At 35.2% G+C, this 13269-nt stretch carries 12 protein-coding genes and 1 tRNA gene; 10 read left to right on the top strand and 3 right to left on the bottom strand.

Annotation, left to right across the window (positions count from 1 at the left end):
• The first annotated feature begins 17 nt into the window (after positions 1–17).
• Positions 18–512, top strand: coding sequence for a heavy-metal-associated domain-containing protein (locus ACQ65V_RS02790; protein WP_430466785.1), 495 nt, complete (start codon positions 18–20; stop codon positions 510–512).
• 232 nt (positions 513–744) lie between these two features.
• Here ACQ65V_RS02790 and ACQ65V_RS02785 read toward each other — a convergent pair whose 3' ends face one another.
• A complete protein-coding gene (locus tag ACQ65V_RS02785; RefSeq protein WP_430466784.1) occupies positions 745–1230 on the bottom strand; it encodes a hypothetical protein in 486 nt (161 codons plus the stop codon).
• 25 nt (positions 1231–1255) lie between these two features.
• Positions 1256–3040, bottom strand: coding sequence for a hypothetical protein (locus ACQ65V_RS02780; protein WP_430466783.1), 1785 nt, complete (start codon positions 3038–3040; stop codon positions 1256–1258).
• Between the two features lie 449 nt (positions 3041–3489).
• Between ACQ65V_RS02780 and ACQ65V_RS02775 the strand changes: the two genes are divergently transcribed.
• The 3 genes from ACQ65V_RS02775 to ACQ65V_RS02765 are packed head-to-tail and all read left to right on the top strand — an operon-like array spanning position 3490 to position 7456.
• Positions 3490–4014 carry an RNA polymerase sigma factor gene (locus ACQ65V_RS02775; RefSeq protein ID WP_430466782.1) on the top strand — a complete coding sequence of 175 codons (525 nt, stop codon included), beginning with the start codon at positions 3490–3492 and terminating at the stop codon, positions 4012–4014.
• A gap of 48 nt (positions 4015–4062) precedes the next feature.
• Positions 4063–4965 carry a FecR family protein gene (locus ACQ65V_RS02770; RefSeq protein ID WP_430466781.1) on the top strand — a complete coding sequence of 301 codons (903 nt, stop codon included), beginning with the start codon at positions 4063–4065 and terminating at the stop codon, positions 4963–4965.
• A 46-nt stretch (positions 4966–5011) separates the two neighbouring features.
• Positions 5012–7456 carry a TonB-dependent receptor gene (locus ACQ65V_RS02765; RefSeq protein ID WP_430466780.1) on the top strand — a complete coding sequence of 815 codons (2445 nt, stop codon included), beginning with the start codon at positions 5012–5014 and terminating at the stop codon, positions 7454–7456.
• Between the two features lie 63 nt (positions 7457–7519).
• Here the strand turns inward: ACQ65V_RS02765 and ACQ65V_RS02760 are convergent.
• A tRNA-Phe gene (locus tag ACQ65V_RS02760) sits at positions 7520–7595 on the bottom strand.
• 102 nt (positions 7596–7697) lie between these two features.
• Here ACQ65V_RS02760 and ACQ65V_RS02755 point away from each other — a divergent pair.
• Genes ACQ65V_RS02755 through ACQ65V_RS02730 form a run of 6 tightly spaced genes read left to right on the top strand, consistent with a single transcriptional unit; the run spans position 7698 to position 13211 of the window.
• The gene (locus ACQ65V_RS02755; protein ID WP_155088308.1) at positions 7698–8426 is read left to right on the top strand and encodes a type III pantothenate kinase; all 729 of its coding nucleotides are present in this window, start codon (positions 7698–7700) and stop codon (positions 8424–8426) included.
• The gene (locus tag ACQ65V_RS02750) at positions 8426–9745 is read left to right on the top strand and encodes a hypothetical protein (protein WP_273291063.1); all 1320 of its coding nucleotides are present in this window, start codon (positions 8426–8428) and stop codon (positions 9743–9745) included. The genes ACQ65V_RS02755 and ACQ65V_RS02750 overlap by 1 nt, the downstream gene beginning before the upstream one ends.
• A gap of 17 nt (positions 9746–9762) precedes the next feature.
• Positions 9763–11127: a hypothetical protein gene (locus tag ACQ65V_RS02745; protein WP_430466779.1), complete on the top strand. Its 1365-nt coding sequence runs from the start codon at positions 9763–9765 to the stop codon at positions 11125–11127.
• A complete protein-coding gene (gene lptC / locus ACQ65V_RS02740) occupies positions 11127–11693 on the top strand; it encodes an LPS export ABC transporter periplasmic protein LptC (RefSeq protein WP_430466778.1) in 567 nt (188 codons plus the stop codon). Before ACQ65V_RS02745 ends, lptC begins: the two co-directional genes overlap by 1 nt.
• A 33-nt stretch (positions 11694–11726) precedes the next feature.
• Positions 11727–11918 (top strand): hypothetical protein, encoded by a 192-nt coding sequence (locus ACQ65V_RS02735; RefSeq protein WP_430466777.1) that lies wholly within the window; start codon positions 11727–11729, stop codon positions 11916–11918.
• Positions 11919–11921: 3 nt separating this feature from the next.
• Positions 11922–13211, top strand: a complete 1290-nt coding sequence (locus ACQ65V_RS02730; RefSeq protein ID WP_412559978.1) for a hemolysin family protein — start codon at positions 11922–11924, stop codon at positions 13209–13211.
• Positions 13212–13269: the final 58 nt, after the last annotated feature.

Below are 13269 nucleotides of genomic sequence, written 5' to 3'. Positions count from 1 at the left end.
CAATTAAATTTTAAACAATGAATTTTTCAAAGAAAAATCACGAACACAGAAACAAAAATGTAATCGACGTGAGTAAAAAAGTAATTTTAAGTGTAGCTGTAATAGCAGCATTAGGTTTAACAAGTTGTAAAAACGAAACCAAAAAAGAAACAGAAACCACAACTACTGAAATGTCAAAAGATATGGCAATCACAGACCTGTCTTTTGGTGTGAGAGGAAATTGCGGAATGTGTAAAAGCACCATTGAAAAAGCAGCAAATGGTGTAGAAGGTGTAACAAGTGCCAATTGGGATGTCGATAAAAAGAAGATTGATGTGTCTTTTGATGATACCAAAACCGATGCAATGGCAATCCATAAAGCAATCGCAGCTTCAGGTTATGATACCGAAAAAGTAGCTGGTGATGAAGAAGCATATGATGGTTTACCAGGCTGTTGTAAATACGACCACGATATGATGATGAATCAATCAGGTGAAACAGAAAGTGATGACCACTCAGATCACGATTATTAGAAGTTTTGTTGTCTGTAATATAGTTCTTATATAATCAAAAAACCTTGTAAAACAGAGTCTTAGAGGGTTTGAAAAGTGGTGCCTCTGGTGCCGCTTTTACTTTATGCTATGTTACTGCAATTTAATCTAAAGTATTACACAAAAAAACCAACCATGAATCTCATGGTTGGCCTGCTATTAATCAAACAATTTGGAGCTAAGGGACAAATTACTAACTTATTCCCATTTTTAATTAGTTTCTCTCAAATGTCAACAGGTCTGTGCCACCATTGCCTCCGCTGATATCTATGAGTTCAATTCTTGTAGATGTGGTTGTTACTACATCCCAATCATCATTGAGGTCTTCAAAGTCATTGCTATCTGATACCGGGAAAAAGATGTTGAAATCTATATCGTCATCACTACTGCTATCATCACTACTATTACTATCATCTGTCACAGACCAAGTTCCTGTCATAGTGTTAGAGCCATTTGTTGCTACAAGTGATCCGTCAGCGTTGAAACTAAAGTTGTAACCGTTAAAATCCGAGGTTTCATTTTGCCCTGAATCATTGAAGTTTGAGATTCTCCATGTTCCTGATTGCGCTGTGCCTTCTATTTCTGCTATTTGCTGGTTGTTATTGTTTGGGCTTCCATCGTCATCGTCACTAGAACACATGGACGACATTAGTGAAAAGCTTAGCATTATTAACAATCCGATATTACCTATTTTTTTCATGATTAATTATTTTAATGATTTAGAATTATAATTTTTGTAGTGTTAAGGTGTCGGTACCACCGTTACCTCCGCTTACATCCTGAATGATCACTTCTGTACTTGAGACGGAGAGGACATTCCAGTCATCATCATTGAACTCTTCAAACGGCAAGTCTGTACCAAAATTTAGAACCATTTGGTTACCTCCACTTATTACCGCCCAGTTACCATTATTGGTATTAGAGCCATTTGATGCAGTTACAGTACCATCGATGTTAAAATCTAATTCATAACCTGCATAGTCAGAAGTTTGGTCATCTGCATCTTCTGTATAAGAAGCTACTATCCATAAACCATCTGTTAATATATCTTCTAAATCATCATCTCCACTTCCTCCATCAAATGGGTTTCTCTCAAAAGTTAAGAAGTCTTCAGAGCCATCACCTCCACTAACATCTTTTAATCTTATAATGTCATTGGTTACTTCAAGAACATCCCAGTCATCAGCTAATTCATCTAATGGAATATCGGTTCCAAAATTTAGATTAAGGCCAAGTTCGGTATCGTCTCCAGATGTTGTTGCCCAAGAGCCATTGGTAGTTCCACTAGTATTTGTCGCGGTTGCTGTATTGTCTGATGCGAAATTGAAAGTGTAGTCTGCAAAGTCAGATGTTTCATCCACATCATCGAAAAAATACGTGACGTACCAGTCTCCGTTGGTTAATGCACTAACCAATGTTGAGTCATCGACACCACCATCGCTAGAGCAGTCGCTCTCAAAGCGCAATCTGTCATCACCCAGTCTTAAATCTACCTTTACTTCGCCTGGATCTTGATCTATTTCGTGTAGGTTCCAAGTGTCATTGAAGTCTGATAAACCTGTTACATTGATGGTCACTGCAATATTATTGCCTGAACCATCTGCTTCCCAAGTTCCGTTGAACATATTGGCGCCTTGGGTGACTAGAATTGTTCCGTCACTATCGAACTCAAATACATAGCCTACATAGTTGTCTTCTAGGTCATTATCGTTTCGTTCTAATTTATCTACTGTCCATTCGGCACAATCCGCAAAGACCATATCGAGCTCTGATGTGGTACAGTTATCGCAATCGTCATCATCAAAATCGTTATCATCGTCTTCATCACAGGTATCGTCCGCATTTTCTATTGCATTTTCTAATTCTTGAACTGTATTTATGGTCAGGGAATTGCCGTCAGCCAAAACTACGGTTATTGGAAAGTTAATGGTCACAGCGGCAAAGTCGTCTAAATCATCAATAAAATCATACATATCATTATCGTTATTGATAGTGATTGTGTTGATAAGATCATTGTTTTCGTTGTATATGGATGCGGTGATTGGGTATTGAAAATCTATACATTCTATGTCGTCATCAGCTTCGTTCTCACCTGGGCAGTCCACAGTGAGTGCTGCTAATTCTGCATCTGAGTTAACAGTTACGGTAGAGTAGTCTGCTAAAATAACAGTGATTGGATATGTTATTTCAATGGAGTCTACATCGTCATCAAACAAATCGATAATATCTTCGATATCCTCGTAACCATCATCATCGTTTACAGTTACCTCTATTCCGTTGACCGCTACGGTAACTGGTAGCTGTACGCTTAAACAACTTGCATTGTCTATGATATTATCGAACGATCCATCATTTATTGCCACATTGGCCATAAGGTTGGCAATGGTAGAATTGGCTTCTATGGTATCTTCTGTTGGTGGGTCAATGGCTACATCGTCTTCAGTTCTACAAGATGTCATAGTTAGTAAAACTCCTATGAGTAGTAGTGCTATTGGTTTTAATGTTTTCATAATGGATTTATTTTAATTTTTAAGTTCGTTTGTTAGTTGGCTTTTAAATCGCCTCTTTATTCTTAAAACAACTTAATAAAAGAATGTCCCAAGAAAATAATTAAAATTTTTGACTCATCTTTATTTCCAATGCTTTTAAATTAAGAATCGTAGATTTTAAGTTATCAATTCTTTGGTTTGCTTGCCTGTATTTATAGAGATCTATTTTATTGTGGTTGTATTGGAGTGTTTTTTCGAGTGTTTTTATTTTCTTTTTGCATTGCCATAATTCCTCTATCTTAATCAAAGCGAGTGATTTAATGAATTTTGATGTTCTTTCTGTGCATTGTATTTGCATGATATTTTCTAATCTTAATTCTGTGCGTGGTTTATAGTTAAAACATTTTTATTTGGAATTGTCCCAAAGAAGATTGAAAAATTTTATATAATTTCAAGGAAATTTACTGGTAATGCCAAAGTCCCTTTATAAAGATATATGTGATAAGCTAAGGTTTTCAAAACTCTATGAGACGTATGCACAATCCTTAAGCAATATATTGTTTTACAAGTATGGGGAGCGCTTGAATCCGGCCGATAAGGTTCAGGAAGCATTCATTAAGCTCTGGGAAAACTGTGCTAAGATTGCACCAGAAGCTGCCAAAACCTATCTATATACCACAGCCAACAATTTGATGCTTAATGCGGTAAAGCATCAAAAGGTGGTTTTAAAATACCAACAGGTAAAGCCGAAGGATTATACCAATGAGTCTCCTGAATTTGTGTTGCGTAAAAAAGAATTCCTAAAACGTTTTGAGCGTGTTCTTTCACAATTAAAAGAAGAGGAACGCGTTGCATTCCTACTAAATAAAGTAGATGGTAAAACACATAAAGAGGTTGCAGAAATTTTAGGCATCACAAAAAAAGTCGCTGAACATAGAATCTATGGTGCTTTAAATAAGCTCAAAGATGAGCTTGAAGAACTCAATAGAAAATAATTATGGGACAATCCTTTATTGAGTTGTTTTAAATATATAACATATGTTATGGACAAAGAGCAATTAGTAAAAAAGTGGTTAAATAACGACCTTTCAAAGACTGAGTCAAAGGCTTTCCATGCGTTGGAAGATGCTGACTTATATAAAGAAATTATTGAGGAAGCTCAAAGGTTCAACGGTAATATCAACGCTAAAGTGGCATCCTTTGATGCATTTGATAGGCGTTTAGTTTCCAAAAAAAGTTCATCTACTTATTGGATAAAAGTTGTTTCAAGTTTAGCCGCAATTCTTGTTGTGGGATTTGCATTATTTACATTGATAAATAAAGACCAAATAAGTTCATTTAAGACTGGTTTGGCTCAAAACGAAATTATCACATTACCTGACAATTCAACCGTAAACCTAAACGAATTATCACAGCTAGAATACAATAGTTCTAATTGGAATGAAAATAGATCGTTAAACCTTAATGGTGAAGCGTATTTTAATGTGGAGGAGGGTAAACGTTTTGATGTTCATACAGACTTTGGTAAAGTAAGTGTTTTGGGAACAGCGTTTAATGTACTATCTAAAGACCGTATTTTTAAAGTTTCTTGTTATGAAGGTTTGGTGCAAGTGAGCTATGAGGATAACACTGTTGAGTTACCTGCTGGTACAGAGTTTGTTTTGTCTTCAGGCAAAGGGCAAAAGTCAGACATTGTAATCGCTGAGCCCTATTGGCTTAAGAATATGAGTGTTTTTGAAGATGCTTCACTTAAATCCGTTGCTAATGAACTAGAAAAACAATACAACATAAAAGTTCAATATCCATCTGACTTGACTGTAAAATTTACAGGTGCTTTTGAGCACAATGACCTTGAGAATGCCTTAGAATCTATTACAAAGCCCCTTAATTTGACCTACACCATTAAGAACACTAACACGGTCATAATAAGGCATGGGCAAAACTAAATTTTATATATGCTTATTGCTGTGTTTTTCTCTCACCTCTAAATTGATGGGACAAAGTTTAGAACAGAAAGTTTCCATCTCTGAAGTTCTGGACAATATCACAAAAAAGCACTCTATCACTTTCAATTATGAGAGTAGCCTTCTAACGGGTATAACTGTAATTCCTGTATCCCAAGATTTAAGCTTAGCTGCAAAAATCAATAACCTTGAAAAGCAAACCAACTTAGTTTTCGAAAAAGTTAGCGATTTAGTTTACACGATTTCAAAAACGATTCAATTGTGTGGTTACATCAAAGGATCAGAATTACAAGAACCTCTCATAGGTGCTACTGTTACAGGTAAATTTGCCTATGCAGTCACCGATAATAATGGTTATTTTGAAATTGAGTTGAAATCTGAAAATGAAATTTTAACCATAAGACATATAGGATATAAAACCATAGAACGTCAGGTAAAGTTTTTCAATTTAGAAGATTGCGGAACGATAACAATGCTCGTGCAGCAGGAAATTATTTCTCCAGTACTAATAGAAACTTATCTTGTTAGAGGTATAGATAAAAGGCAGGACTGGTCAACCTCAATTGACTACAGGCGATTTAGTCTATTACCTGGTCTTATTGAATCTGATGTATTGCAAACCGTTCAGGCATTACCAGGTATTTTAAGCGTTGATGAAACGGTTTCTAATATTAATGTTAGAGGAGGATCTCACGATCAGAATTTGATGCTATGGGATGGTATTAAAATGTATCAAACAGGTCATTTTTTCGGTCTTATATCTAGTTTTAATCCACTTATGACACAAAAAGCAAGTGTGATCAGTAACGGATCAGACGTAGTATTGACTGATGGTATCTCTGGGACTATTCATATGCAAACAGAGAAACAAATAGATTCGGAATTCAATGGTGTATTTGGGATTAACTTTTTAAATGCCGAATTGTTCTCTAATATTCCCATTGGCAATAAGTCATCCTTACAAATTGCATCGAGAAAATCTTTAGATGATGTTTTAAGAACACCCACATACGAGGTATATTTTGAAAGAGTAACACAAGATACCGAAGCTGAAAACAATGTTTCTGCCGTTACAAATTCTAAACAGGAATTTGATTTCTATGATGTTTCTTTACGATGGTTGTATCAGCCTACGGATAAGGATTTTATTCGAGTGAACTTTATTATAATAAATAATGATTTAGGGTTCAATGAAACTGCTGATGTTAATGGAACTACAAGGACTAGACGCAGTAGTATATCGCAAAATACACTTGCGGTGGGTCTTAATTACAAAAGACTATGGAATGAGAAGTTATCATCAACCATAAATATCTATGACAATGAATATAAACTTGAAGCCTTAAATGCAGATGTCTTAAACAATCAATTACAATTACAAGAAAACATTGTTTCTGAAACAAGCATTTTACTTAATAATGTATTAGATCAAAATCAATGGAGGTTTAACCTTGGTTATCAGTTTACAGAAACCGAGGTCATTAACTTAAATGATATTGATTTACCTCGATTTGTAAGACGCGATGAAGAAATATTAAGAGAACACGGTGTGTTTGGGCAGGCTTGGTACAAAAACCCTAATAATGACTTTTCAATTAGAGGTGGAATTAGGGCAAATTACTTAACTCGATTTAAAAAAATGATTGTCGAACCAAGATTAAGTGTAAGACAATCGATTGGAGAGCATATTGAAATTGAAGCACAAGGAGAATATAAACATCAAAGTACCTCACAAGTTATCAACTTTCAAAATGACTTTTTAGGTATAGAGAAAAGGCGTTGGCAGTTAACCGACAATGATAGTATTCCCATCCTACGGAGTAAACAAGGGTCTTTAGGTATAACATATAAAAATAATGGTTGGCTATTTGATGTTAAAGGCTATTATAAAACAGTGGATGGTATAACTACCCAAAGTCAAAGTTTTACTACTAAATATGAATTTGCAAAAGAAAAAGGCAGTTATGATGCCTATGGATTTGAGTTTTTATTTAGAAAAAAGTTTGGTAACTTCAACAGTTGGCTGAGTTATTCTTACATCAATAATACTTACACTTTTGAAGCCCTTGAAGATGTTGAGTTTCCTAGTAATTTTGATATTACTCATTCTTTTACATTAGGAACAACTTTTAGCAACAAATATTGGAACATTTCAGCTGGAATTAAATACAGAACAGGGAAGCCTACTTCTATTCCTCAACAAGGGAATGAGATTGTTGATGGTGATGTAAATTTTGACGAAGGTAATAATGAACGGTTAATGGATTATATAAGAATTGATGCCTCTGCTATATATAAGTTCACGATAAACGACACTTTTAGGTCAGAAATTGGAGCATCGATTTGGAACATATCAAATAGGGAAAATGCTATCAATAATTATTACAGAGTCAATGAAAGTGATACAGTAAATAAGTTCTCGAGATTCTCTTTAAGTTCGGCAACTAATGTGGTTTTTCGAGTATATTTTTAAGAAATACTAAAATCGGTATCTTCAGAAACCAAAAAACCCGATTCATTTGAATCGGGTTTTTGATGGTGGTGCCTCCAGGAATCGAACCAGGGACACAAGGATTTTCAGTCCTTTGCTCTACCAACTGAGCTAAGGCACCAGTTGCTTAAATAAGCGGATGCAAATATAAATTCATTTTTAGTATTACCAAAAAGAAACTTGTAAAATTTGATTTTTTAAATTTGCACAATTAGTATCGCTTATGAATCTTATAGTAGATGTTGGAAATACCTTTGTAAAGTTTGCCATTTTTAAGAATGATGAACTCATTCACAAAGTGAGTTTTGAACTTTCGGAGTTTAAAAAGCAATATAAATTACTGAAAAAGGAATTTCCAAAGCTAAAGACGTCAATTATATCTTCAGTTGGCCGATTATCCAAGAAGCAGATTGAGATTATCGACGATGATTTAAAGGTGCTTGAACTAAATAGCAACACAAAACTTCCGTTTAAAAACCTCTACAAAACTCCCGAAACCTTAGGCGTAGATCGTATAGCGCTTGCAAGTGCTTCGGTAAACCAGTTTCCAGATAATAATGTGTTAATTATAGATGCTGGTACCTGTATAACCTATGATTTTGTTACCGATAAAAATGAGTACCTTGGAGGAGCTATTTCACCAGGAATACGGTTGAGATATCAAGCCCTTCATAATTTAACGGCAAACCTTCCGTTATTAGAAAAAGACCAGCCCAAAACAATAATTGGGAACTCTACAGAATCATCAATTCATTCTGGTGTGGTTATAGGAGTTGTTAAGGAAATAGATGGTGTTATAGACCAATATAAGGAGAAACACCAAGATTTAACAGTTATTTTAACAGGAGGTGATGCCAATTTTTTGTCAAACCAATTAAAAAATAGCATATTTGCGAATTCAAATTTTCTATTAGAGGGTTTGAACTTCATTTTAGATTATAATTCGAAATAATGATAAAAAAACTCATTGTAGTTTGTCTTGCAATTATAGGTTCTAGTGCTTTTGCGCAAGAAGGAACAGCTTCACCATACTCATTTTATGGAATAGGTACGCTTAAGTTTAAGGGTACGGTAGAAAACAGAAGCATGGGAGGCATGGGTGTTTACTTAGATAGTGTGCATGTAAACCTAAGAAATCCAGCAGCTTATGTAGGTAAAAACGTTGATGCTTTTCCTTTTGATGGAGAAAGCAGACCAGTAAAATTTACTGTGGCTGGTACTACGAGCGACACGAAACTAAAAAGCAATTCTGGCGAAGGTGAGACTAACAGTTCTACCTTTGATTATATAGCATTATCTGTTCCTATTGGAAAATTTGGCTTTGGCTTTGGGCTCTTACCATATACTTCTGTTGGTTATAAGCTAGATGATGTCAATGATGATGGTGATTTTCAAAATCGTTTTAGAGGAGAGGGTGGACTTAATAGAGTGTTTGCGGGTTTTGGCTATCAGCTATCACCTAAACTTGGTATTGGAGTAGATTTTAGTTATAACTTCGGTAACATACAAAACTCTGCTATTCAGTTTGCTTATACACCCGAAGGAGAGTTGGTTCAGTACCAAACCAGAGAGGATAACAGATCAGATTTAAGTGGATTAAGCCTTAACTTTGGTTTGGCATATAAAACAATGGTGTCTAACACTTTAGAGCTTTCGGCAACGGCAACCTACGCACCACAGAGTAAGTTGTCTTCGGACAATCAACGGTCTTTTTCTACTATTGTAATTAATACAACAACCAATGCAGAAGGTACCATTAATACATCAGAAGCTGATTTGGAATCCGAGGGTTTGAAAAACACCAAGCTTACCTTACCATCTAGATTATCATTTGGTGCAGGTTTGGGTAAGCCTAAATCTTGGTTTGTAGGCGCAGAATACACACTGCAGAATACAAGTGATTTTTCTAACCCAATTTTTAATAATGATATTTCTTCCTTCGAAAATGCTTCTCAAATAGCGATAGGAGGTTTCTATATTCCTGATTATGATGCTTTTTCTGGTTACTTTAAGCGTGTCGTTTACAGAGCAGGTATTAACTTTGCAAATACAGGATTAGTAATAAAAGATGAGTCAATTAAAGAGTTTGGCATATCTTTTGGTCTAGGTTTACCAGTTGGACGTCAAAACTTATTTTCTAACGCTAATTTAGGCGTAGAAATCGGACAACGAGGAACAACTGACAAAAATTTAATCCAAGAGAATTTTATAAACTTTAACTTAAGTTTATCTTTAAACTCTAGATGGTTTAGACAAAAGAAGTACAACTAACAATAATAATTAACAAGATGAAGACGAGAATTACAATACTACTGGCTGCTCTGTTTGTGAGTTTCAACATTAGTTTTGCTCAGCAAGATGAAGAGTGTATGAACAATCTGTCGTTATTTGATGGATACGTTAAAAGCAAACGATATGATGAAGCCTATGAGCCTTGGAAGATTGTGCGTAACAAATGCCCAAAATTCAACAGGGCTATCTATGCACATGGTGAAAAAATACTTACACACAAAATCGAAAACTCTACTGGTGCAGATCAGGTTGCACATATCAATGATTTAATGTCGCTTTACAATCAAAGTAGAGAACACTTTCCTTCTAAGTATGATGAAGGTGAAATTTTAGTGGATAAGGCAAACTTAGCTTATAAGTACAGGGATGAATTGAACAAGTCTGCTGAGCAAGTATATAACATGTTCGATGAAGCCTATAAGAAGGATGTGAAAAACTTTACCAATGCTAAAGGGCTTTATACTTATTTCTCTCTAGCCGTAGATTTATTCGATGCTGGAAAGATGCCTGCGCAAAAAATGTTTGATAAGTATGATGATATTGTCGAAGTTATAGAAGGTATAATTGGTGACAATACTTTAAAGTTGAATAAACTTGTAGAAAAAGAAGAAGCGGGTGGTACCTTATCAAAAAAAGAAGGAAGGTTAAAAAATTATTACGAAGCTAACATTAAAGCTTTTGAAGAGCAGGTTATTCCTAGTATGGATAAAAAACTTGGTGATAGAGCAACTTGTGATGTCCTAGTTCCTTTATATGAAAAGAATTACGAAGAAAACAAAAATGATGGAGTTTGGTTACAAAGAGCTATGAACCGTATGTATGCAAAAGGTTGTAAAGAAGATCCATTGTTCTTAAAATTGGTAGAGCAAAAAAACAGTATTGAGCCAAGTGCAGATACAGCATACTACTTATACATATTAACTGGTGAGCAAAAGTACTTTGATGAAACCATTTCTTTAGAAACAGACCCTTTAAAAAAGGCAAAACTGTACAAGAAATTAGCTCAAGACCTAAAAAGTAAAGGAAGCTACGGTAAAGCAAGACAATACTATATGGAGTCTGTAAACCTAAACCCATCTGATGGATCACCTTACTTGGCTATTGCTTCTATGTATGCTAGTAGTGCCAATAGCTGTGGATCAGATAACTTTAGTAAAAGAGCTGTATTTTGGTTAGCAGCGCTTGAAGCGGAAAAGGCTGGTAGAGTGGATAGCCGATTAAAATCTACTGCTAACAGAAACGCAACAAGTTGGAGGGCAAGCGCGCCAACAAAGTCTGAGATTTTCCAGAAAGGAAATGCAGGTCAGCCTCTTAAAATAGGTTGTTGGATACAGCGAACAATCACTGTTCCTAATATTTAATGAGAATAAAATATTCACATATTATAAAAAACTTAGTCATAGCATTTGCTATGACTTTGTTTTTTAATTGTGAAAATAACTTTAGCGATGTGCAGAAGGTGGGTGTTTTGCAAAATCAACCTATTGGCGAAGCTGAGAATATCGATTTAAAATATACTGAGTTCCTCGACGATACGGTTCGTTTAAAAGCAAACTTGATTAGCCCTAAATTGTTAGACTATTCCAATCGCGATTTTTCGTTTTCAGAGTTCCCGGATGGGATAGAACTAAAGGTCTATGATGACGATGGTAAGATGACAACCATTACGTCGCGTTACGCCATCTTCTACTCAGATACGGATATTATAGACTTAAGAGGTAATGTTAGGATTGCCACGCACCAAAAAGATACTTTGTTTACAGAGCAATTGTACTACAATGAAAAGTTAGAATGGGTGTTTACTAATGAGCCTTGGTTGTTTAAAAGAGCTATAGGGCCTCTACATGGTATCGGGTTTGATTCAGATAAAGACTTCAAAAATTTCCAAATGTTAGAGATGGGTGGTGATTTTGAGCTCGATAATTAACTATCTTTGTGCTTTTAATAGATAAACTAACCGATGAAGATTTTAAAATTCTTTCAATACGCATATCTAATTTTTGCAGCACTTTTTATTTGGGATGCCATTTCTAATTGGAACGAAGAAGGGAATAGAGCCTACATGTCCTTGTTTTTTGCAGCTTTGGCCATATTTATGTTCTTTTTTAGAAAGCGATTCGCAAAAAAGTTTGAGGATCGTAATAAAGAATAATTTATGACTGTTGATATAGTCATTATTGTAACCACACTTATACTTTCAGCCTTTTTTTCGGGTATGGAGATCGCATATGTATCTTCCAATAAAATACATATAGAGCTAGAAAAGAAACAGGACGACTTTCTGGGAAAAATACTGACCAAGCTTACCGCTAGGCCTTCAAAATATATTGCCACCATGCTCATTGGTAACAATATAGCACTAGTCATTTATGGGCTAAAAATGGGAGATGTATTGGTAAGGTGGTTTCAAAGTTATTTGCCTTCAGATAGCACAACATTAAACTACTTGCTTGTCGATTTGCAACTACTGACACAAACCGTCATCTCAACGCTTGTGATTTTAATTACAGCTGAGTTTTTACCAAAAGTGTTTTTTCAGATTTATGCCAATACGCTATTAAAAGTGTTGGCATTGCCTACTTATATATTTTATGTGCTGTTTACTTGGGTTTCAGACTTTGTGCTTTGGATTTCCGATGCCGTATTAAAATACATTTTTAGAGCTCAAGGAGAAGATGTGGTATTGGCAATGACCAAAGTAGAGCTTGGTAATTATATTAGTGAGCAAATGGAATCGGTGGAAGACCACGAAGATGTGGATAGTGAGATTCAGATTTTTCAGAATGCATTGGAGTTTACAGAGGTTAAAGCTCGTGAGGTGATGATTCCACGTACCGAAATCTCAGCAGTGGACATTTCAGAATCAATAGAAAATCTTAGGCAGCTCTTTGTTGAAACAGGCAGAACCAAAATCCTCGTTTATAAAGACAATATAGATGATATTTTAGGGTATGTACATGCTTTTGAGCTGTTTAAAAAACCAAAAACAATTAAATCCATTATTATTCCTGTAAGCTTTGTGCCAGAGACCATTCTTATTAAGGATGTACTTAATATTTTAACCAAAAAACGACAAAGTATAGCTGTTGTGATTGATGAATATGGTGGTACTTCTGGAATTATGACAGTTGAGGATATTGTGGAGGAGTTGTTTGGTGAAATTGAAGATGAGCACGATACACTTGAGATGATTGAAGAACAGGTCGATGACAAAACATACAAGTTTTCGGCAAGGTTAGAAGTCGATTACATCAACGAGACCTATAAATTAAACCTACCGGAAAGTGAAACTTATGAAACCTTAGGTGGATTGATCGTTAACGAGACTGAAGGTATTCCCGAAGAAAACGAAGATGTACAGATAGGCAATTTTAAGTTTACCATCAAAGAAGTTTCGTCAACAAAAATAGATGTTGTGCTTCTAAGAATACTCGAAGTTGATTAATAGCAAATACAGCGTACAAAAACTAAACTTCTCCTTTTATAATTTAGTAGAAAGTACT

Origin of the sequence: Winogradskyella ouciana, from assembly GCF_965284585.1 — a bacterium.
GTDB lineage: Bacteria > Bacteroidota > Bacteroidia > Flavobacteriales > Flavobacteriaceae > Winogradskyella > Winogradskyella ouciana.
The sequence above is the reverse complement of the archived record's forward strand: the minus strand, read 5'-3'. Positions and strand labels throughout refer to the sequence as shown.